Origin of the sequence: Ruegeria arenilitoris, assembly GCF_013032445.1 — a bacterium.
Lineage (GTDB): Bacteria > Pseudomonadota > Alphaproteobacteria > Rhodobacterales > Rhodobacteraceae > Ruegeria > Ruegeria arenilitoris_F.
Genome location: NZ_WQCA01000033.1, coordinates 1 through 22,358, shown reverse-complemented (window position 1 = coordinate 22,358; position 22,358 = coordinate 1). Strand labels below are relative to the sequence as shown.

The 22,358-nt window shown below is 54.3% G+C and carries 21 protein-coding genes; 5 read left to right on the top strand and 16 right to left on the bottom strand.

From position 1 onward, the window contains the following. From GOW98_RS23335 to GOW98_RS23300, 8 genes are all read right to left on the bottom strand, one after another. Positions 1-596, bottom strand: a 596-nt coding sequence (locus GOW98_RS23335; protein ID WP_170336635.1) for a neutral zinc metallopeptidase, incomplete at its 3' end; no start/stop codon positions are given. 187 nt (positions 597-783) lie between these two features. After that, entirely contained in the window at positions 784-972 is a 189-nt protein-coding gene (locus GOW98_RS23330) for a hypothetical protein (RefSeq protein ID WP_170336632.1), read from the bottom strand. Positions 973-998: 26 nt separating this feature from the next. Then, positions 999-2,009, bottom strand: coding sequence for a HupE/UreJ family protein (locus GOW98_RS23325; protein WP_170336631.1), 1,011 nt, complete (start codon positions 2,007-2,009; stop codon positions 999-1,001). Beyond that, entirely contained in the window at positions 2,006-2,920 is a 915-nt protein-coding gene (locus GOW98_RS23320) for a peptidyl-prolyl cis-trans isomerase (RefSeq protein ID WP_170336629.1), read from the bottom strand. The genes GOW98_RS23325 and GOW98_RS23320 overlap by 4 nt, the downstream gene beginning before the upstream one ends. A gap of 22 nt (positions 2,921-2,942) precedes the next feature. Further along, positions 2,943-3,722 (bottom strand): hypothetical protein, encoded by a 780-nt coding sequence (locus tag GOW98_RS23315; RefSeq protein WP_367646891.1) that lies wholly within the window; start codon positions 3,720-3,722, stop codon positions 2,943-2,945. A gap of 22 nt (positions 3,723-3,744) precedes the next feature. Beyond that, on the bottom strand, positions 3,745-4,746 hold the full coding sequence (locus tag GOW98_RS23310) for a SphA family protein (protein WP_170336627.1): 1,002 nt from the start codon (positions 4,744-4,746) through the stop codon (positions 3,745-3,747). 56 nt (positions 4,747-4,802) lie between these two features. Continuing rightward, on the bottom strand, positions 4,803-6,722 hold the full coding sequence (locus GOW98_RS23305) for a DUF3604 domain-containing protein (protein WP_170336624.1): 1,920 nt from the start codon (positions 6,720-6,722) through the stop codon (positions 4,803-4,805). Positions 6,723-6,727: 5 nt separating this feature from the next. Beyond that, a complete protein-coding gene (locus tag GOW98_RS23300; protein WP_367646890.1) occupies positions 6,728-8,584 on the bottom strand; it encodes a DUF3604 domain-containing protein in 1,857 nt (618 codons plus the stop codon). A 118-nt stretch (positions 8,585-8,702) separates the two neighbouring features. Here GOW98_RS23300 and GOW98_RS23295 point away from each other — a divergent pair, with 118 nt between their 5' ends. After that, positions 8,703-9,386, top strand: coding sequence for a Crp/Fnr family transcriptional regulator (locus tag GOW98_RS23295; RefSeq protein ID WP_170336620.1), 684 nt, complete (start codon positions 8,703-8,705; stop codon positions 9,384-9,386). A gap of 94 nt (positions 9,387-9,480) precedes the next feature. Here the strand turns inward: GOW98_RS23295 and GOW98_RS23290 are convergent, their stop codons facing one another. Continuing rightward, positions 9,481-10,749, bottom strand: a complete 1,269-nt coding sequence (locus GOW98_RS23290; RefSeq protein WP_170336617.1) for an MFS transporter — start codon at positions 10,747-10,749, stop codon at positions 9,481-9,483. Positions 10,750-10,815: 66 nt separating this feature from the next. On the opposite strand from GOW98_RS23290, the gene GOW98_RS23285 reads away from it, so the two are divergent. Both GOW98_RS23285 and GOW98_RS23280 read left to right on the top strand, forming a co-directional pair. Beyond that, positions 10,816-11,541 carry a Crp/Fnr family transcriptional regulator gene (locus tag GOW98_RS23285; protein WP_170336613.1) on the top strand — a complete coding sequence of 242 codons (726 nt, stop codon included), beginning with the start codon at positions 10,816-10,818 and terminating at the stop codon, positions 11,539-11,541. Positions 11,542-11,799: 258 nt separating this feature from the next. Next, on the top strand, positions 11,800-12,876 hold the full coding sequence (locus GOW98_RS23280) for a hypothetical protein (protein WP_170336609.1): 1,077 nt from the start codon (positions 11,800-11,802) through the stop codon (positions 12,874-12,876). A 472-nt stretch (positions 12,877-13,348) separates the two neighbouring features. Here the strand turns inward: GOW98_RS23280 and GOW98_RS23275 are convergent, their stop codons facing one another. The 7 genes from GOW98_RS23275 to GOW98_RS23245 form a co-directional block, all read right to left on the bottom strand. Continuing rightward, positions 13,349-13,774 carry a GNAT family N-acetyltransferase gene (locus tag GOW98_RS23275; RefSeq protein ID WP_170336607.1) on the bottom strand — a complete coding sequence of 142 codons (426 nt, stop codon included), beginning with the start codon at positions 13,772-13,774 and terminating at the stop codon, positions 13,349-13,351. Beyond that, the gene (locus GOW98_RS23270) at positions 13,762-14,448 is read right to left on the bottom strand and encodes a D-lyxose/D-mannose family sugar isomerase (protein WP_170336605.1); all 687 of its coding nucleotides are present in this window, start codon (positions 14,446-14,448) and stop codon (positions 13,762-13,764) included. Before GOW98_RS23270 ends, GOW98_RS23275 begins: the two co-directional genes overlap by 13 nt. Then, positions 14,445-15,722 carry an amylo-alpha-1,6-glucosidase gene (locus GOW98_RS23265; RefSeq protein WP_170336603.1) on the bottom strand — a complete coding sequence of 426 codons (1,278 nt, stop codon included), beginning with the start codon at positions 15,720-15,722 and terminating at the stop codon, positions 14,445-14,447. Before GOW98_RS23265 ends, GOW98_RS23270 begins: the two co-directional genes overlap by 4 nt. A 12-nt stretch (positions 15,723-15,734) precedes the next feature. Next, positions 15,735-16,775: an ABC transporter ATP-binding protein gene (locus GOW98_RS23260; protein WP_170336601.1), complete on the bottom strand. Its 1,041-nt coding sequence runs from the start codon at positions 16,773-16,775 to the stop codon at positions 15,735-15,737. A 23-nt stretch (positions 16,776-16,798) separates the two neighbouring features. Further along, a complete protein-coding gene (locus GOW98_RS23255; protein WP_170336599.1) occupies positions 16,799-17,635 on the bottom strand; it encodes a carbohydrate ABC transporter permease in 837 nt (278 codons plus the stop codon). Continuing rightward, entirely contained in the window at positions 17,632-18,477 is an 846-nt protein-coding gene (locus GOW98_RS23250; RefSeq protein WP_170336597.1) for a carbohydrate ABC transporter permease, read from the bottom strand. The genes GOW98_RS23255 and GOW98_RS23250 overlap by 4 nt, the downstream gene beginning before the upstream one ends. A gap of 74 nt (positions 18,478-18,551) precedes the next feature. Next, positions 18,552-19,820, bottom strand: a complete 1,269-nt coding sequence (locus GOW98_RS23245; protein ID WP_170336595.1) for an ABC transporter substrate-binding protein — start codon at positions 19,818-19,820, stop codon at positions 18,552-18,554. A gap of 214 nt (positions 19,821-20,034) precedes the next feature. On the opposite strand from GOW98_RS23245, the gene GOW98_RS23240 reads away from it, so the two are divergent. Then, positions 20,035-21,042, top strand: a complete 1,008-nt coding sequence (locus GOW98_RS23240) for a LacI family DNA-binding transcriptional regulator (protein WP_217359715.1) — start codon at positions 20,035-20,037, stop codon at positions 21,040-21,042. Between the two features lie 130 nt (positions 21,043-21,172). Then, entirely contained in the window at positions 21,173-22,249 is a 1,077-nt protein-coding gene (locus GOW98_RS23235) for a LacI family DNA-binding transcriptional regulator (protein WP_170336593.1), read from the top strand. Positions 22,250-22,358: the final 109 nt, after the last annotated feature.

Genomic DNA, 22,358 nt, shown 5'->3' with positions numbered 1-22,358 from the left:
TCGGCCTGAAGTTCCACGCGCACGGACAAGGCATTCGCATCAGCCTGGCTGGCCTGACTTTTGGCGCGGTTCACCTGCTCCAACAGTCCCAGGCTATGCTGAACGTGATGGGCCACTTCGTGTGCAATGACATAGGCTTTGGCAAAGTCACCATGCGCGCCCAGGCGCTGTTCCATCACCTGAAAGAAGGACGTATCGAGATAAACGCGCTGGTCGATCGGGCAATAGAACGGACCGGTTGCGGACATAGCCCGCCCGCAGGCCGATTGGGTTCTGCCTGCAAACAGGACCAGCACCGGTGGTGTGTATTGAATGCCCGAGTCCCTGAATATCTCACCCCAGACCACTTCGGTATCTGCGAGGATGACGGCCACAAATTCCTCTGTTTCATCGTCAATCTGAACGGGCGCATTTGCCTGCGGAGGGGCGACCTGCCCCCCGCCACTCAGAAACGGTGTGATATCAACGCCAAAAAGCAGGCCGATCACGAGGACCACAATCAATCCGGCGCCACCCATACCGGCACGAGATACGCCACGGGACACATGGCGTCGGTCGTCGATGTTTTTGCTTGTACGTCGTCCTTTCCAGCGCATGTGGCCTCCGATCCACCCGAGCGTCTCAAAACAAATTTCTGACGGTTCCCCGGTCTACGAGGTTTGAACGGGGAACCGATCCGGACTTCCAAAACCTGAGGCAGTGACTACCGTTACATCAGGACGATATCGGGCGTCACTTCGCCACCACTCAAATTGCGCTCAGTGTTTTGGGCATCCGAATTCCTTATCCGTCGACACCTGCGGTATCGCGTGCAGTCTCAGCCGGTGTGCACCGGTTGGTGCTGACGCCAATCGTCGCCTGCTGGACCTGACGCTTCGCGGCTTTTTCCGGCGTGCAGTCCGGATCCACCACGTCGCAGCCGCTGATCGCAAATATTGCGAGAACCATCGCACCCCCCAGTATCTTACTCACTTTCCATTCTCCTTTTCATGGTTCACTCAAAATCCGGCCAGCCGTTCGGCCAGCCAAAACGCAGCGACGCATCCGATGGGATATCCAAGGATCTGGCGCGACGGGCCTTGCGCCAAAGACCAGCCCCAAACCGCTTGCGCCACTTTCCTGACCGTCAGGAACACGCCCAGCACCGCAAAGATGAAGGCCAGCTGTCCCGCTTCAACGCCGAGGTTAAAGGCCAGCAAGGCCGCCGGGATGTCCTGTTCTGGCAGGCCAATCTCGGCCAACGCCCCGGCAAAGCCCAGACCGTGCAGCAGGCCGAACCCAAAGGAAATCACCCAAGGGGAGCGACTGGCTAATGTCTTGGGTTTGTCCTCCGACCGCAGAACCTCGGTCGCCAGAAATACAATCGACAGGGCAATCACGGCCTCAACCGGCGGGCCCGGGACGTTCAGCACGCCGAAAGTGGCCAGCCCCAGCGTGATCGAATGCGCGACGGTGAAGGCGGTCACCGCCCAGATCAGCTGGCGCAGATTGCGGATCAGAACCAACAGGGCAAAGACAAACAGCAGGTGATCCCAGCCTTCGAGGATATGTTCAAACCCCAACACGCCATATTGCCAGAGCGTCTGTATAAGCCCCTGTTCCGCGGGCAGCGTCACAGCAGGTGCATCGGGGGTCAGGCGGAAGGTCGCCATATTCACCGTGTCCAGATATCCCACCCGCAGCAAAACGTCCGTACGTTGCGTCTCAAGTTTGTCGATCCGTATCGCGTTGCCCCGCAGGTCTTCGGTGCAGGACATGCGCCAGATCTGCGTCCATGCGCGGCCGTCAAAAACTGGCGCCTCAAAAACTGGCGCGGTACAGACATCCGGAAGCGCAACGTTGATATCCATCGGCGCGCCGCGAACATCCGGCTTGCGCCAGAACACGTACCAATCGCTGTCGGTCTCCTGCGAGATCTCAAGATACCCCGGCTCCAGCGCATGCGCATGAGCAACGGCGGGCGCCAGAAGACCCGCCAGCAGCGCAAAGAAAGCGAGCAGGCGACTCATGATTCACCCGCAGAGTGGTCAGCTTCTCCAAGGTCTTCGATCACATAGGTGGATCGCAGATTTTCTATGAACACCTCCGTCGCGCGCTCGGCCTGCTTCTCGCGCCAATCTGCCAAAACGCGATCCCGGATCGCGCCAAATGGCGGCAAGACCGCGTCCCATCTGTTGTCGAGCCGAACCATGTGAAGTCCGAAGGACGATTGAACAGGTCCACTCCATTCCCCCAGTGGCAAGGGCTGCAGCTGATCAAAAAAGCTCGTCCCAAAGTTGCTATCAACCGAAGTACGGGCGCTCAGATCAAACCCTGTCGGAAGCAGGGACGCCTGACCCAACTGGCGATGATCTTCCCCTGCTGCCAAACGCGTTCGCGTCTGTTCGAGAAACCTATCGCTGGGATTTTGACCCAGGTAAACAAGGCTGGCCGCAATCCGTGCGGGGGTCGTGAACGTCTCGGCATTTTCCGACAGGTACGTTTGCAGAACCTCATCCTCTGGCCGGGCCGCACCCGCCTCGGAGGTCAGAAGAAAGTTCATCTTCTGCACCAACCGGTTGCGGATGATCTCATCATTGCCATCCAGCCCCATCGCCAGCGCTTCGCGGTACAGAACTTCGCGGTTCAGCCAATCCTCTTTCAGATTGGCCAGCTCTTCCGCTGTCGGAGGGCGCCGCCAGGTGTCTTCGAACTGGCCGGCCAGAAAATCGACCTGCCGCTGATCAATGATTATGACCCGTGGATCCGGATCCGCAGACCATTCGCCCGGTTGTGCAAGTGTGAACCAGCCGAAGATCGCTATGCTGAGAATCGCGAAATGGAAAAACGGCTCGGTGACAATCCGGCGGATCAGGCTCGGACCAACTGACGACGGATCGCTCGGGCGCGGCAGGTTTGTCGTTTGCCAATGCGCATTCATATTGTGTCCTCGCACATGGTAATCATCCACCCTTTGGCACCAACAGTTTCAGCGTGAAGCTAACGGTGTCGGCAGCTGAAACGGCCTCATCGGAAAAGTTGTGTTCGTAGGAGAGTGACCACTGCCACGGCAGACCCCTACCCTTGACGAGCTTGGACACCTTGACCCCCAGTGGCAGGCTGTTGAATTGGCTGGCCTCCCAATCATAAACAAACACCATCTCGGATGTTCCGGCGGACCAGCCATTGCCAAGGTTGTAATTGAACACAGGCTGGACTGTGGACAGGTTGACATCCGGCCGGTCACCATCCCCAGCGACAGTAAAAAGGTTCTGGTTGAAAAGCCCCCAGAGGCCCCATTTTTCCTGTTTCGCAAATCCTGCGGCTGGCCCAAGAGCCCATTTTTCCGCGCTCAGCCCGTCTTCACCGGTGGGCAACAAGGCCACCACGCCAACACCGAAACGACCCCAGGACCGATCAAAGGTCATTAGGTCAAACAGGGTGGTGTCGCTCAGCCCCGACTGCCCATTGGAGCTGTCCGTCACATATGGAAGCGTCAATCGCGCAATGTGGTTGGTCGACCCCAGCTTGAACGGAACCGCGGCTCGAAACTGCAACAAGCTGCTGTCTTCCGGCGAGTTATGCAGATTGAACGAATGAAACCCCTGCAACTGAAACGACATGATCGACGCCGTCGGGTCATTGGCAGCCGATTGCAGCGATTCCGAATTGCCCTGCGCCTGAACACCCGAAGGGACCAAAAGAGCAGCCACCAACCACCGCAGGATAGTTTTCTTCGACACGTTTAACACCCTGATTTCATTTTCAAAAAGACAGAGAGATCACGGCCGTCAGGACATCGCTTTCAAATCGCCGTTTTGCCGCGAACTCATGCGTATATTTGAGCTTTAGGGAGGCGTCGGCACCCAGCAGTGTTCCGCCATCGTAGGTGACAAGCGGGCCAATACCGCTGACCTGAGCCCGCAGGCTGCTGGCCCCCAGGGCGATCCGGGTGAGTTCGGCGCCTGCACCACTGTCATCTTCAAGCTGATGGTAAGTGTACCCGGCAAGACCAACCCCCCAGCCAGAGCGGAATCGTTGCACAACAGCTCCTTCTAATTGAAATGCAGGAGCAGTCTGATAGTCGGTCGCATCGTTTTCTTCGCTGAACAACAGGCTGGCCGCGCCTGAAACCTCAAAACCACGCTCCGGAACGAACCAGGTTGCGGCAAAGAAAGGTTGGAAAGACCAGACATTCTTGCCGGCATTCAAAACTTGGACGGTGCGCTGCTGAACGTTAATAGATGCGGTATTGTATTCGCCAGTCGGCGCATAAACGGTCATGCCCGTGCTGTAATGCAGATTTCCCCGGTGCCACCCCACCAGACCAGTCAGACTTATGTCACCGAAGCTTGAGAGCGTGTCGTCAATGTTCGCACCCTGCAAAGGGGGGCGGATCGCGGTAAAGGTGAGTTCGGCGACGGGAAAGGGAACGGTCAGGTTTATGGCAGGGGTCCCGCCAAAGAGCTGCGCGTCGAAAACCTGAGTTACACCCAGTCGCCAAAGGTTAAGTTCAAGGTCCGCGTCTGCCGCAATTGGAAGCCCTGCAAGCGAAACCCCGTCCACGCTGCCGTCCAGATGGTCGAAGGTCAGGCTTGTGTAGGTTCCCGGCTCGGGAACAAATCCCGCAAACGAGTCTCTGGTTCCCAAAAAGTAAGCACCCAGCCCCCCTTCAACCGCGATCGCCGGTTTGACTGGCAGAACTGTAAACGTAGCAATGGCCGCCGCACCCATCGCTGAGCGCATCTCGCGCAGAAGCATTTTCATTTGCCACCTCGTTCTAAATTCTTGACGCGTTTGCCGCGCTTTTTGGGTTTTTGGGGTCAGGGCGTGTACCAGATGGGCGACGTGTAGGCGCGTTCCTGCGTGGTCATCAGCGTGCCTTCTGGCATTTCTGTGCCAAACTTTACCGCGTCGTAAGCTGTCCAGCGTGGCGTTGGGATTTCGATCACGCGAGCGTAATAGAATGCAAGTTCTGAAGGGTCGAAATCGGGGTCGGTCCAGACGGTGCCTAACTCCGGTGCGCCTATCGAGTTGGTCCAGGAGGGAATGGACAGATCGACGGTGCTGCCGACAGGAGGCAGCTTGCCGGCTGCATCCGGTGACCGATCACCGCCCCACGCCACATCGTAGACCATTTCCATAGCTTCTCCGCTTTCACCGTCGATCCAGCCTTTGATAATCTGAATGCGGTCGAGGTTTGCGCCATTTGGATCGCGTAAAGAGTAGACGAGAAAATCTGGCGCGTCCCCGTCCGGTGGTGCTGCCAAGTCACCGCCCATGGGCACTCCGCCGGAATAACCGATGCGCGCGAGATCTCGCCGCGCCAGAGCATCGCGGTCGTAATCCCCTCCGAAGAAACGCACTGTCATGCGTGGGCCAGTTGTTCCGTAGGCTTCACGGCGCTCCATCGCATCAAAGATCGACTCACGCGTATTTTCCCGCGCCCAAACAGCCGTCAATCCGGCGGCGTTGTATTGAGAAGAATAATAGGCCGCCTCTCCATCCGGAAATCTCCGGCCCACGTGGACTGCGCGTTCTGGGTTCGGTTCATAGGCGGTGAATTTCCCGAAGAAGTTATCCTCAGCCACCGTTGTAAGGCCAGTATGGGTGTCCGTTGCAGCACTCGCTCCGAATTTATACGGGTTCACTCCCAATTCTGCTTCAAGAGCCAACCCCCTCAAAAGGCCGGATCGTGCGTAATCGCCCGGTAGCATTTCCTTCGTTTTGCGTTCAGAACTATCGAGATTTCCGTAGTCCCAAGTCTCAAAATCGGCGAATGTGTCATCGGGCGACAGGAACGGATGCGCTTCACCATCTCCCTTGTACTGTGTCCATTCGTAAAGCGGCTCCCATTTCTGGCGCAGTTCGGCGTATTCCCGGTCCAGAGGTGGGGTGCCTTCTGCAAAGTCGTCAACAAGTGAAAACATCCAACCGTTGGATAAATTGCCATTATGGGCGATCGCCAATGCGTCGCCGCCCGTGGTGTCCTCGTAAGTCTGAAGCCAGGTATATAGATCACGGGGGTTCGGTGATCCCATCGGCGGCGTCGTGGTGTAGGGTACAAGCTGTCGGGTCTTGTCCGGCCCATCGCGGAGAATGACATTACGATGCAGGTTGTTGCCGCTTACGAGCGACGTCCATTCGTAGGCAGCGAAAGTCGTGAAAACACCGGGCCGGTAATACTCCTCGGCAATGGTGACCAGATTGTCCCAAACGCGCTCATAAGCTTCGTTGCCCGGTTGATAGTTCAGGGCAGGACTGAGCGTGCCTTGCGCGAAGCTTGCGGTCATCTCCTGCGCCGCTCTGAGTGCAGCTTCGCCGCCTTGATTAAATGCTTCGTGGAAACTGCGCCCCTGTTCATCCGCCATTATATTCGGAGCACCCGAAATTATATCGGTGATCGCGCCCATCCCGTCGGAGTGATCTGTGATCATGTAAAAGTCGAAAGGCCGCTCGAGTTTGACAGGCTGGCCCGTGTTTGAGATCACCTGTTCGCCACGCGCAAACCGGTAAGCGTCGCGCGGCATCAGCCGCGTTCCGCCGCCGCCGGCATCCGCCGAAAGGCTGGTATGGACATGTGTATCCCCAAAGTAGACGCGCTCTGGGTACGCCCGGTCCGCGTAGGGCGAATAGGGTCTACCTTTCAAAACGTTGGCGGTCGCGTTGGGTGGCGTCTCTTGGCATAATGCTGCGGTTGCAGCAAAAACGAAAATGGTAGAAGCAATTGATAAAGTGTTCATTAGGATTACTCCGGAGTATACCAAATGGGAGATGTATAGGCGCGGTCCTGGATGGAGATCGGAGCTTCTGGTGGAAGTTCGACACCAAAGAACTTGCGGTCGTAGGTCGTCCAACGCGGCGTTGGGATTTCCAGAACCCGTACATAGTAAAATGCACTCTGATCAGGATCAAAATCCGGATCTTTCCAGTAGCCGCCAAGAATGGCCTGACCGATGTCATTGGTGTATGAAGCCTCTTCAGGATTAACAGTGTCGCCGACCACACCAACACACGCGCCATCGACAACTTCGCGCCCACCACAAGAAACGTCATAGACATTCTCGGAAGTGGAACCGTCCGCGTTCAGCCAGCCTTTAATGACCTGAACCCGGTCCAGGTTGGCTCCGTCGGGGTCTCGCAACGCCCGAATTAGGAATCGCGGCGCACGGCCTTCACTCTTTCCCAGATCACCCCCCATAGGTACGCCATTGGCGTAGCCATACGCCGCGAAGTCCGACCGAGGGAGGTCGGATTCTTCAAAATCGTAGCCGGCAAAAACGCGCACCCGGATGTGAGTGCCCGATGTTGCGTAAACCTCTTTGCGCATCATTGCGTCAAAGATCGCTTCACGTGTATTCTCGCGCGCCCACACAGCGGTGAGGCCTGAGGCGGAGGTTTGCCAAGCGTACTGCGCGACGCTCTCGTCACCCCCAATCCCACCGACCACCTCTTCAAACCGGATCGGATCCGCCGTCGGTTCGAGGGCCACAACTTTACCGAACATGTTGTTTTCTTGAGCGGTTGACAGCGAGGTGTGGGTATCCGTCGAACCAATCATCCCAAATTTGAATGGGTTCACGCCAAGCTCAGTACGGTAGGCCAGACCTCGCTTAAGCGCTTCACGCGCATATTCGTTGGGGATCATCTCGGGCGTTTTTGGGTTTGGACCAAGTTGTCCTTTGTCCCATGTCTCGAAATCCGCAAACAGGTCGTCGGGTGACAACATAGGATGGGCTTCGCCATCCCCTTTCATTTGCGTCACCTCATAGAGCGGCTCCCAACGGGCGCGGCGAGTTGCGTAATCGGCATCAAGAAGCTCATCGCTATCCAGTTTGACGGTGTCAAACATTAGTCCATTTGACAGATTGCCGTTGTGCGGGATTGCCAAGAGGCGGTCGCCGGTATCTGCCTCATACTGCGCCATCCAATCCCAAAGATCTTCTGGGTCTACGCTGTCATATGCTGAAAACGGCAGTCGTGTATCGGCGTTCTCTTTGCCTCCACGATAGATCACGTTGCGATGCAGATTCGAGCGATTGAATGCCGAAGTCCACTCAAACCCGATAAAGGCAGTGAAGGCGCCTGGCTGGTTATGCTGCTCAGCTGCTGCGGTTATCTCTTGCCAAACACTATCGTACACGCCGGGCACATCTGCTAACGGGTCTTCACCAGATGCTTTGGTCAGCGAAAAAATCTCCCAGGCTCCGGGTAGATCCCCTGCATCAACGGCGGCCTGAAGCGACTGCCCGTATTCCGTTTCAAGCAGTCGAGGATCTCGCGCCGCGAGCAGCGGCGCAGTTCCCAGATTTTCGGCGTGATCTGCCACCACGAGAAAATCCAGCGGGCGGGCCAGACGGGCCTTCAGCCCGGTCGATGACGTCACCGTTTCTCCCTTTGCGAAACGATAAGCTTCATCCGGTCCGATCGTGTTGCCGATCAGACCAGCGTCAGCGGAATACGTCGTGTGCACATGGGTGTCGCCAAAATAGACCTGATTTGGAAAATCCTGACTGGGATAGGGTGAATACTCGGCAGTAGGAGCGACAGGTGGCGTGTCCTGGGCCAATGCGGCCGACGCCAGAATCGAGGAAGTCAAGACCACGCTCGAAGAGTAAGAAACAAACGAAAATGGCAATCCGCACCTCTAAATATCTCTTTGAGATTCATGTTGACTATGAAGGGTTGGGGAAATAATTACGTCCAAAAGTGGACGTTGCAAATTGAAGTTCGAAGAAAATCTCACGTTTCTGCGATCAAATGGTTGGCTGGCAAGCCTACCAGATCACTTACAAAAGCCATTCGAACAGAAGCTGTTCTTCCGGAAAATCGAAAGAGGAGACAGGCCGTTTTCTATTGGAGCTGAACCGGGCGGCATGGTGGGATTGGCTGACGGTTGCTTGGAGCTCGAGGTATTCGTCGGCCCGCGTTCACCGCAACCGTGTTACTTGCTTCACAGTGGACACTGGGTAGGAGAAGCATCTTTGTTTCGAGGAAATCGCCTAATGGGTGTTCGGGCCAAGCGCTCCAGCATTGTAGCTTACCTGGAGTTAAAGGCACTTCGTGAGATCGCGGATCAGGCCCCAATTCTTTGGAAGCATCTTTTTGATCTGTCTCAGCAACACAACTTGCAAATACTTCGCATAGCCGACTCTTTAATGGAGCGCGACAGTCGTAAGAGACTGGCGCTAATCCTTCTACAATTGGCCGGGTGCTACGACAGCTTTGGAGGGCGGCCTGCGTTGATAGATTTCGACCAACGAACCTTGGGAGGGATTGTTAACTTATCCAAAGGTAGGCTGAGTCCACTATTGAATCAGATGCAAACTGATGGATTGTTATCGATCGAACGAGGCGCAATCCGTCTTACGGACGTTGATCAATTAGAGGCTGTTGCCATGTCCTGATACTGGTGCGCCAAGGAATCGCAGCAGTATACGCTCATAGGTTTTCAATCAGACCATCGACTTTTTGGGTTTCTTCCAGACGGCGTTGACTGACCTAAGACAAAGCGGGTTGAAATTTGCGTAACGATGTCGGCAAAAGCAATAGCATTGCGATCGCAGCGGCAATCAGTGGGGCATTCATGTCGATGCGATACAACCAGGTCCCAATGATCGGCCCCACAGCCAGCCCCAACCCCCGGAAGGCTATGTTCAAACCTGCGACTTTGCCCTGAACTCCCGGTCCCACCGAAAGACTCAACCCACCCATTAAGCATGGAACCAAACACCCCAATGATCCGCCAATGATGAGCATCGCAATCGCGGTGGAAAGTACCCTTTCCGCGGCAAACAACGCGATCAGGCCGATTAGGACACCCAATCCAGAGCCCCAAAACAGCGACACCGACACCGATGTTCTACAAGCTGAAATAATCAACTGCGAGATAGTGAGCGCAAATGTAGTAAGCGCCAAAATGAGACCCGCTGTTGCAATTGCATCAGTGCTTGAGAGGTTCAAACCATCTACCAGCCTGAGCCCGATCGTGGGAACAATCATCGCGTAAGATGTGAAGCCCAGAAAGGTCATCAAGAAAAAGTGCCACACATTCCGAACAGGTACAGGTTCTGTTGATTTTCTACCCGCCGCTGCATGCACATTTGGTAAACAGACGTACGATATAGCAAAGGCTATTATTACGCCGAGGACCAATAGGAAGAAACCAAAGGCTATCCCACAACCAGCAGCCGACCAAAGAAGTATAGAGCCAAACAGAGCGCCTGCGGTCACTGACGCTCCCATGGCACCCATGCCCGAGACACGCCAATCGGTCGCCGTTGTATCCGCAATGAGGGCTTGCGTCGTTGTTAGCAAAGCCCCGCCGAAGATACCTTTTATCGATCTCGCCACAACAAGCATCCAGAATGCCGACGTTACAGTTAGCGTCATCATATTTGAGAAAACCAAGGCCATTGCCAACGGCCCAACAGCAACCATCGGAAGCGAGATCAAGATAAGAGTTCGCCGATTTACCTCCTCGGCAATCGTGCCCCAGACAGGCGCGGTCGGAATAACGAGAAGTGCACCGAGACCAAGGATGATCCCAACCTGAAACTCGCTCATGCCAATATCCCGTGCAGCAACGCCGAGCCCCCCCGTAAGAAAGGCGTTCGAGGCGGCGTAGATGAAAACACCTAAGACAATAACGAGCTGCGGTATGGACTTTCTCCGTAGTTGGTTGCCAAGGTTTCTTGCGCTGCCATAGAGGATGGCCGGATCAGTCCTGAAGCAATGCAAAGAAGTCCGCGCATAAAGGGTTTCGCTCAAATTTCGGGGTCGCTGCTGTATCATTGATAGCAATAAAAATTCTTGCAATTATCCAAATTTGGATAATTGATCTATGCTGTTAATCAAATGATAGGACCGAAAGTGAGAAGGGTTGCGCTAAGGGGTAACAAAAACTTGTCAGGCTGGCTCTCAAACCTCCCGCGCGACTTAGCGGATACTTTAATCCAGAAATCTCGCCTGCGAACCTACGCCGAGGGTGATATCATCTACACCGTCGGACAGGAACAACAGAGCCTTTTTGGTGTTCAGAGCGGTAAAGTGCGAATGTTTGTTTCGGTGAATGACCACCCTCTGAATTTCGCACATGTGGCCGGTTCGGGTTTTTGGTTTGGCGAGTTTGAGTTCATCATACCTCAATCCCGTGTTATGGAAATGGTCGCTGCGGAAAACTCCACCTTAAACGAAATCACACGGGCCGTGTTTGACAAGATTGCCCTTCAAGACCCACGAGCCTGGCATGCCGTCGCTATGCTGGCCGGTCTGAATCAGGCGATTGCACTCGGCGCAGCCGATGATCTTTTAGTAAAGGATTCAAAGCAGCGACTGGTGTCGGTTCTGCTGCGTCTTGCAGGGTACCGTAATGGCTTTCAAGGCAACCCTCCGTTCGATCAAGTCCCGGTCACACAGCGGGAACTTGCAGACGCGGCCTGCCTTTCACTCTCAAAAACTTCGGCTCTGCTGTCAGATCTCGTGCGCGAAGGCGGAATAACAACAGATTATGGTTCAGTCGGGATATTAGATGTTACATTGCTCCGCGAATTGATTGTTTAGGGCTCATGCCCATTTAGCAAAGCCTTCGACTTCCTGTCGAATCCACCTCAGCGCAAAAGATCGTGTTTTTGTTATCGGAAACGGGCCTCTCGCAGACCTATTGATCTGGATCCAACGGGATCGATGAACTCACACGCCGTGCATTGAACTTTACAACAGAGCCTTGACCACTCCATGATTAGTTGTGTTGGCCGTTCGAAAATGGTGGTATATCAAATGTTCTTTTGTGGCAGTCACTACACGCTCAAGAATTGCTTCATGCGTTTTCTGAAAGCCCCTGCCTTGGTTGTCGGCATTTTGATTGCTCTTGTATCCGCTCCCTATCCCGCCAACGCATGCCCGGTGTGTACGACGCTTCCAGATGCATCACTTGCGGACCATTTGATTTCAGCCGAGATCATCGTTTTGGCCGGACCCGCACCGGACAACCCGTTCCGGTTTACGCCTAAGAAACTGATTAAAGGCACTCAGAAGGACCTTGCGAGTCTCTCTGAAATCCCATTTCTCGTCGATAGCACAACCCGGGCAACCTTTCTCAATGACCCAGAAAAGAGCGTCCTGTTTACTTATGGTGCTGTAGATAAAGATGCTGCCGGACGCAGCCTCTCTCGCAGCTGGAAAAGGATTTTTACCCTGACAGCGGACAGGGAAAAGTTTCTGACTGATCTTGAGGCGGCAGCCAGACACTGGCCTTTCGACAGCGGAACCACTTCTGAACGCGCAGAGTTTTTCGCCCGGTATCTGAACTCCGACGATCTTGTTTTGCGTGACACGGCGTTGATCGAATTGGATCGTGCGCCGTATTCCGTTGTTAGAGCCCTGCGCCCAAAAGTTCCAATTGACCAGCTTTCGCAAGAATTTCGCAATATCAACCGCATCAGCTTTCTACCCGTTTCAATTCGTCTCCTTGGCCTGCAAACGGACGATGCGCAGGCCGCCAAGATCGTAAAGTCACGTTATGAACAAGCACTGGATAAGGGCAGTAGCTATGCATACGAATGGGCGCTGGCCGGAGTGGAATTGGATGGGTTAGCCGCCGTGGAAACCATCGACAATGCACTTCAAATGCCTGGTCGGAAGCTGGAAAACAGACAGAACCTCGTACGAGCATTGGCCGACGCTGGATCGGTCTCTCCGAACCTACGAGATGTGATCATCAGTATTTTTTCCAGATGTCTGAACGAAGACCCCGAATTGGCTTTGAACATCGCTATCGCCGCGCGCGACTGGCAAGAAGCTCGATTGGATCATAAACTCAAAGCTATATTAGAAAACGAAAAAACTGACCCGGTAACACGGTTCGTTATTCAAACCAAGCTTACCGCATTTGACTGACAATTGGCGACAACGATCTTCTCTAAAACTGCATTCCGGTTGGTTCTGCTGATCAAGGACAGCTGAACTTGCTCCCAGACTATCAATGCTCGTGGCGTTAGGCGTCGGTTCAAAGGCTTCCCATGGCTGATTAACGTAAACGTCCGCTTTCCGGGTACTCGATGATCAAGTTGGCAAGTGCAGAAAATGACTGCTTTCCGCCCTGGCGTCCCAAAGAAGCAAACGGCCCAATCCTGCCATTGAGCAATATCCGTGATCGCTGCGACGCGGCCCGCCGAAGCCGCCATTCGCCGCAGTCGCGAACTTGAGAATCTGGCGAACCAACAGTCTGCGAAAATAATTGCCTCGGCGCTTCCCTCTCGAATAACTGTTGCATGCGCTTTGTAATCGCGGTGTGAGACACCTCAACTAAACTCTGCAGCAAATCCGTTGTGAGTAGCCGACAATGCACTCCAAGGCTTCGCACTGTGGATCAAATAATTAAACGTTGCAAAAACCAACGACAATGCTCAGGGGGCGTCTTATCCGGCCCGTTTTCCAGATGGCCAAACTGTACAAATCCCCAACGAAGATAGACCTGTCGGGCCTTAGGGTCTGAGGTATCGAGCCACACGCTGTGACAGTCTCTCGCCTTGGCCAAGGTACAGGCGCGGTCGAACAGGGCTCTTGCCAGCCCCTGACGCCGAAACGGTGGGGCCACCCAAAGTATTTTTAGCAAGAACCAACCGTAAGATGTTGTACCCAGAAGCCCGCCTTTCAGAACTCCATCCTTATGGCAGACAAGTTCAATTGTGCTGTTGACCCCTTGCGGTCGACGGCGGCTCAGTTCGTTCAACAAGGAGGCTTCTAATTCCAGCGCGAGATCTTCGCTGTCTGTTTCCTCAATCAGCCAAGCCATTTTGAATAATCGCTAACCAAAAGATGTGTCGGAGAAGCATCCTCCTCAACCTCTGAGAAACGTCCAATGGGCTCACGAAAGATATTGTCGGTCTCATCGTCATTGACGGTCGAAACCTCACCAATCAGAACATCGCCACCGTCGCCCCAGAACGCGTGCCAATCACCAGGGCGTAAAGTGACGCTTTCACCGGGCGCCAGGCGCAGTTTCTCACCCGCACTAAAGTTGTGGCAGATGCCGTCCAACCAGACCACACCACCGCAGTCTTCTGCAAACCCACCCGCGCCATCCGAGCCGAAGAGTTCAACGACCAGGGTCGCGCCGCCGCGGTTGATGATATCTTCAGCCTTTAGAACATGCGTGTGCATGGGCGACAGCTGATCCTGCCGTGAAATCAGCAGCTTCTCGGCATAGCACATGCCACCGCCTTTGGCTAAGTCGCTCTGTAGACCGTTGCGCAGCGTGAATAAAAACAGGCCCATCCTATCAAAATCACCGTCACCATAGTCGGTGATATCCCAGCCGCAACGCGCGTCGATCACGTGACGGGCGTCACGTTCACGTGCCTTGAACTCCTCGGGTGACCAATAAGCGAAAGGTGGCAAAGTGAAACCGTGAGAGCGAATTACGCCGTCTGCATGCGCCATAATCTCGTTGATGCGTGAGCGTTTCATGCGGGCACTTTTTGAACTTTAAGGATTTCGATTACCATTGCAGCAGTCCAGGTAAAGTCTCCGCCACCACACGGTTCGCCGCTGATCGGATCATAGTATTCCGCAAAGCCACTTTTCTCAATCAGACGCATGCTATCTGCTAGAAGACGTTGTGCCATAGCCTCTTGGCCCGCCAGGATCAGACCATCGGCGATCATATAATTCACAATGAGCCATGATGGTCCTCGCCAATAGCGCCTGCTGTCAAAGGAGCTATCCGCAGGGTCATGACTTGGCACCAAGTAAACACACCGCTGGGACAACAAGTTGATCCTTGCCACCAAAGCTTCAGCACGTGCAGTTGGCACTTGTGCAAACGCCGCAAGTATTCCGCCGACCGTAGGTGTGTCCTGCAAAATTCCCGCAGCGCGGTTGTAGCATGTATATTGCCCAAGCTTTGGGTTCCAAAGACTTTCCATCGCAGCACGACCCTTTGCCGCCATCGCGCGTGCTTCAAGGGCCATATCGGGATCACCTATGAGTTCGGCGAGTTCCGCGACATCGTCGCAGGATCGTATCAGGATGGCATTAAACCCCGGATCAACGAGGCGGAAAGGCGAAGCGTCATGAAGTTTTGCGTTGTCCCAACCCAAACGTCGAAACGTTTGGACCAACCAGATATACCTTCGGTACTGCTCGTCCGTCGGACGATGATCAGGGTTGGCGTGTGTTGTATCGCGCCGTGTAAATGATGCGACCCCCTCCATGGGAACGCCTTCTAGCGCCTCGTCCCAATCTACCGAGTTATCTCGACCAGATTCCCACGGGTGGATGATCGCCACGAGACCAGAGGCTTCGGGATCACGATGCTTGTAAAACCATTTATGCCAGGCATGAATCTTGGGCAGTAGATTAGCAAGCCGCCTGCGCGCCAGAACTTTGTCTTCAGAGCGATCAAATATTTTGCGCAAGGCAAAGCCAGCGACGGCTGGCTGCGTAATACCTGTCGTGGGTACGACTCGGTTTGTTCCCCAAACGTCGGGGCCAGGGAAATATCCATCATCAGGTTCATGGAAAATGATATGGGGCACCATACCGTCGGCCCATTGATGAGCCATTAAGGTCTCGATTTCGACCCATGCCCGATCAATATCGTAGTGCGAAAAGCCAAGCGCAGATAGAGCGCTGTCCCAATTCCACTGGAAGGGGTAGAGACCATGGGTGGGCACGGTGTAGCTGCCCCGGTCATTTCCGTCCATGACTTTGCGGGCCTGATCAATCAGCGCTTGGCTCATTGTGCTTCTCCTTTAAGCGACGGCCAAAGTGGTTTCTGGGTCAAACCAACGCCCTCTGCCCTCTTGGGGCGCCAGCGTAAGTACATCGCCGGGCTTCACGCTAAGCTCACTGTCCAGAACAGCGCGGAACTGGTGCCCGTCGACATCACAGGTTACCAGCAGATGTGCGCCCAAGGGCTCAACAACCTTGGCGCGTGCTGCAAAGCCTGCATCCGTGATGCGCAGATCTTCCGGGCGAATGGCCCACTTCAGATTTTTGCCACTTGCCGGTCCATCAAAGCTCTGTCCCGCCACTGTCCAGCGACCGGAGCCCGCAGCTTCAGCGGGGAGGAAATTCATCGGTGGATTGCCGATAAAACTGGCCACAAACTCGGCCGCTGGATCCCTATACACCTCGATAGGCGAGGCTGCCTGAACGATTTTGCCCTGATGCATGACGCTTATCCGGTCGGCCATTGACATGGCTTCGACCTGATCGTGTGTCACGTAAATGGCGGTGGTTTCGCTTTCGGCCAAAACACCTTTTAGCTCAGCCCGCATTTCCATCCGCAACAGAGCGTCCAGGTTCGAAAGCGGTTCGTCCATCAGTATCACATCAGGTTCCATTGCCAACGCCCGGGCAACCGCCACACGCTGGCGTTGTCCGCCTGACAGCTCGCCCGAATAGCGCTTTAAGAGCTGCTCGATGTGCATCAAACCTGCCGTACGCTCGACGCGGCGCTTGACCTCGTCATCAGGCAATTTTTGCATCCGCAGACCAAAGCCGATGTTCTCGAACACCGTCAGGTGTGGAAAGACCGCATAGTTCTGGAACACCATCGAAATGCCGCGATCCTTGGGCGATAGGTGATCCACACGACGCCCTCCAATCCAGACTTCACCGGTTGTAGCCGTCTCAAGTCCGGCGATGATACGTAGTAGCGTAGACTTACCACAGCCAGAGGCCCCCAGAAGGACCATGAATTCCTGGTCTGCGATGGTCAGGTTGATGTCGTGAAGAGCTTGGTAAGATCCAAAGTTCTTGGCGACGTTTTTGATCTGTATTTCAGCCATAACAGTTTCCTTTCGGCCACCGCTTAGCGGTTGGCGATGCCCCACATGGCAAAGAGATATTTGCGCACAGCGAAGATGAAGATCAGTGCAGGCACCACGAGGATGAAGCCGCCTGCGAATTTCAGGTGCAACGGAGCTTCGCCCAATGTCTGCAATAGAAACGCGGGAAGCGTTCGGTTCTCGATGGTCAGCACGGCGGCCGCGAATACTTCGTTCCACGAAATCACGAAGGCGAAGATCGCCGAAGCCGTGATACCTGGCAACACCAGAGGCAGGATCACCTTGGTAAATGCGGTCAATCGCGTGCAGCCCAAAGTCCAGGCTGCTTCCTCCAGCTCCAACGGAATGCCGGAGAAGAGCGAGAAGGTGATTAGCACCGCGAACGGAATCGCCAGGGTCGTGTGCACAAGAGACAGGCCAAAGGCCGTGTCATCGAGTCCTGTGCGTATAAAGAGAACCGCAAGCGGAAGCGCCAGAAGCGGAAGCGGGAAAGCCCGCGTCAGCAAGATCAGCAGCCGGAACAGCTCTTTCCCGCGGAATTCAAACCGAGAGAGAGCGTAGCCAGCCGGCGCTCCGATGGTGATTGACATCACCATCGTCAGCACAGCAACCACCACCGAGTTCCACAAAGCCATCAGCATCCCCTGGAACCCCATGAAGAAGTTTATGGATCCCATATTGAACTCCGGAATGAAGCTCTTCGGGAAGCTGTTCACCGTTTCCGGTGAAGACATCGTGTTCACGAACAACAGGTACAGCGGTACGATCACCCAGGCACACAGCAAGATCACTCCGGCCCGGTAGATCCCCCTGCCCGCCTTGCGGGCGTCAGGTGCTACAACATCAGCTACAGCGGTCATATCGTTGCTCCTTTCGGGACACGCAGTGCGCGCATGATGAGCAGAGTAAAGACGATCGAGATGATCAGAACGATGATCGCCAGTGCAGCTGCTCCGCCGCCATTTTGCAGGTCAAATTGGTAGGCATAGATTTCGCCCATGAGCACCGGGAAGAGCGTGCCACCGAGCGCTGCAACGACTGCAAAGACTTCAAATGCCAGAATGACGCGCAGGATCAGTGCTGTTTGCAGCGATGGACGCAACATTGGCAGGGTGATCCGGGTGAATTGCTTCCACCGAGAGGCTCCAAACACATCGGCGGCCTCATAATATTCTTTGGGGATCAAACCGATGCCCGCCACCAGGATCACAAGCATGATCGCGGTTGCGCGCCAAATCTCGGCCAGCATAATCGCCAGGAAGACGATCCAGGGGGATTGATAGCTAAGCAAGCTCACAGGTTGGTCCGTGACACCAAGTCCCACCATCATCGAGTTCAGGAAACCCGATTGCTCGAAGATCGCCAGCCAGATGATACCGGCAGCAAGGTCAGAGATGCCAAGCGGAATTGTCCAAATGTACAGAACCAGATCGCGGCCCTTTTGCATCTTCGTGACCATCGTGGCCATCAGAAGGGACAGTGCCAGCTGGATCGGCACGACAGCAGCGGCCAGAAGGAATGTATTCTTCATCGAGATCGGGAACTTCCAGTAGCTCACAACCTCACGAAAGTTATCCAGTGAAAAACCGTTCTCAGTTCCAAACGCCTCCTGCGCAACCAGCACAAACGGGTAGAGGAAAAACATACAGAGAAACAGGGTCACCGGGAGGATCAGAAAGTATGGCAATAGCCGCGCTTCCATCGGACCGCTCCTTTGAATTGGGAAAATGCTGGGAAACGGGCCGCCGCCAAAGCGGCCCACCTATTTGTTTGGACTTATTCGACGGGACATGGGCCGTCTGAAGGCGCATCAGGGGCCCAGCAGGGAGCGCCAGTTTCGTTCATGATCTTTTCAAGCTGTTTCTTCTGATCTTCCAGAACCTGCTCGATGGGTTGCCCCGCCAAAACAATGCGCTCGAACGTGTCCACATAGACACGGTTGAAATCACCACCCATGCTGCCCAAGCCTGCAGGCAATAGTCCAGGATTGGCGTCTGCCGATCCGCTCATTGTGGCAACCGCTTCGCCTGCTGCCTTGACAGAAGGCGGCAGATCGTCTGGCAGTTCGACATCAACAACAGGAAAGAAGTTGGTTGCCTTTAGGGTCGCGATCTGCGTCTCAGGCTGCATCAGATAAGTTACCAGAGCTTTCGCGCTTTCGGCATCTGGCGCGGTTCGCGGGATGGCAACACCTGCCAGAACAGGCATGAAACCGCGACCAGTCGGACCCGCAGGTGCCGGAAAGGCAACGAAGTCGTCAGGGCGCTCGTTGAAGGCTTGCGCCAGACGTGAGGTGTGATCAAAAACGATCCAGGCATCGCCGTTCAACAGCTGTTCCTGCATGAAAGAGAAGTTGGTCGATGCAGGGTTTGTGTGGCTCCATAGTTCTTTGAATTTCTCCCATGCCGTCACGGCCTCTGGCGACGCAAAAGTACGCACAACACCATCTGTGTAGGACGGATAGAGGTAGCCCTGGAAGAACCGATGCTTCAGCCCCTTGGGACCTGCAGGAAAGCCGAATTTCTTCTGGCCGGTCGCTTCTTCAACATTGGCCGCCCAGGCAATCAACTGGTCATAAGTCAATGCATTGATATCTGCACCTTCAGGCAAGTACTGCAGCGCTTCAGTGTTCGCGGCCATGATATAGCTCGCTTGCATCCATGGCATGTAGTGAAGGCTGTCAGTTCCAAGCTTGGCCAGATCGTTAAAGGTGTCTGAGGCTGACGTGACACCCAGATCGCCGAGATCCATCAGGTCTTCGGGGTTCATCGCCGAGAAGTTACCATGCAATGAACCCAGCAAATCAATGCTCCCCGAACCAGCTTGTAGTTCGGCTTGCAGACGTGTCAGCCAAGGCCCATCTTCGTTCGGCTGGTAATCAACTTCGCCATCAAATCCGCCGAGAACCTCGGTCCGCATCGCCTGCGCTTCTTCAGCAGGTCGGGCCTGCGTGGACCAAAACAGGGTTTCCGCCTGTACGGCAGCGGCACCAACAAGCATGGCAACACCGGATACGGCACCCGCCAGTTTCGAATGAATAGACATGTTTTCCTCCGTTATGCCTGAGGTTGACCGAAACCTGGCAACCTCCCTCCCTCGCCGACGAACTTGGATTAACCTATGGCGAATGGAGGCACTATGATACAACGTTATATCACGAGTCAAGCCTGTGACTATCTCACGCTATTCATAATTTACTTGATATTTTTTGAGTCGCCTGCAAATCTAGAATAACGTTATATCTAAAACTGCTGCCATAATGAAAAAGCCCACCCTATCCAGCGTTGCCAAAGAAGCGGGCGTATCAGTACCCACCGTCAGTCAGGTGATGCGCGACACCGGCCGGATTTCAGAGCAGACGCGCCAGAAAGTCCTGAGCGCCGCGAAGCGACTGCGCTACGTTCCAAATCACGCAGCGGCCACTATGCGTTCAGGTGAAAACCGTGAAATAGGGTTTATGCTTAACACCTTGGCAAACCCATTTAATTCTGAAGTAGTCAGCAGCGCCGTGGACCTTCTTGAAACTGAAGGTTTCATGGTTTCGATTCTCGATGCGCAAGACGAACTTCAACGCCAGGCTCGTCTCATGGAAGCGTGCATCAGATTTGGTCGAGGTGGATTGATATGGGTTCCGGCGATCGAAACAAACGAAGAATCATTGGAGCTTATAAAGGCTCATAGCGTACCCACGGTCACCTTCATGCGAAAGGTTTCAAAGTCTCTTGACTACGTCGGCGTTCTAAACACTGAAGCTCTCAGTCAAGCCACCCAGCATTTGATCGATTTGGGGCACAGGCACATTGCCTATTTTGGCGGTACCGAGCAAACATCAGTACGTGAAGAGCGTATATCGGGGTACCTAGACGCTCTTAAACAGTTGGATGGCGTTCAGCCAATTGTTTGGCCTTGTGAAGAGAGCAAGCGCGCTGGTTTTGACGCTATCGCGGCACTCCGCAAGCAGCACCCCGAGGTGACAAGCATCGTTTGCAATGGAGATGTCGCCGCACTTGGAGCTTGCTTGGGATTGATCCGGTCCGGGTTGAAGCCAGGACGTGATTTTTCGGTCGTGGGCTTCGATGACATCGAGGATGCCAGTATCTCTACCCCAGGCCTAACTACCATGGCGATCAATCCCAAAATGCTAGGCACGCGCTTGGCAGAGATCCTGCTGGACCGAATGCGTTCACCAAATCTCCCTGTTCGACATCTCGAATACTCCGCAACGCTGAAAGTGCGAGAAACCTCAGGAGTCGTGTCCAATCCTTAAAAATGTTTCAGCTCAGACTGTTACAGCAGCAGGTCGATACTCGTCCAGCACGTGGAGCGAAGGACTAGTTTGCGTTGCGTTGCACCCTAGCATCTCGACATCGTTTTCCCCGTAGATATCGAACAACCTTATGTCGGATGGAAGCAAGAAAAAGCACTCAAGGAAGGTTGGCCCAAGGGTAACAACCCTCGCAGACCTGTCCGAACATACTGGGCTTTCTAAGAGCACCGTCTCGCGAGCACTTTCCGGCTATTCCGATATATCAACGGAAACAAAGCAAAGAGTACAAGATGCGGCGAAAAAACTTGGTTACTATCCGTCAGCTATCGCAAGATCCATTAAGAAAGGTACGAGCCAGTCTGCAGCCATTATTTTGCCGCAGGGGTATGAGGAAGCGAATGCACTAGCAACGCTCGAATTGATTGAAGGGATTAGCAACGAGCTTCTGTCAAGGGATTGGACGTTGACGGTTTGTTCGACGAACGGTCTTGAAAGGCTTTCAGAAATCCAGCGCCTGATCATTCAAGAAAAACGCGTCGATGGTTGCATCATACCCGCTCCGACCACCAACGATTCACGCATTGAAATGTTAACTGAATTTGGGGTGCCTTTTGTCACCTACGGCCATGTCGACGGTTTGAGCAGCCATTATTGCGATGTTGATATCGATGGGTGCATCGCTAACTCGGTGTCCATACTTAAAGGTAGCGGACACACCAGAATTGCGTTTGTCGGGCTCAAAAAGAGCAACATCGAACCCGATCATTGGTTGCAAAGCTTTCATCGGTCGATGAGCCAATCTGATTTGGCCATGGTACCAGGGTTTCAGAGCGCCTGTGGTTCAAACATGCAAGAAACGAAACAATTTGCTCGAGTGTTACTATCGTCGAAGAACCCGCCAACAGCATTCTTGTGCGCAAGTGATGCGGCTGCGTTCGGAGTGTATGCAGCGTGTCGGGAATTAGAGATTTTGGTCGGTGACCAAGTTTCGGTTGTTGGGTTCGGGAACCATAGAATGATCGATTGTCTCTCTCCCGGCTTAACCAGTTATTCAGTCAATTATCGAAGGTCAGGCGCTCAACTGGCGAATCTTTTGATGGAGCACATTCAAAACACAGAAGCACCAAAAAAGCGCAAGCATCTCGAAAAGGCAGTCCTAGTCCGTCGGGATTCTATTGGGTTTCCAGCGCTAGGCTCACGGGGTTAATCCTACCTTTTCCCGCGCGGCCATGGCTACCTCACGCGATGTGGCAGGCGAAAAGGTTCTGATGGAATGGACATCCCCTGATCTCTCATCTGGTAGGTTTTGGAGATGG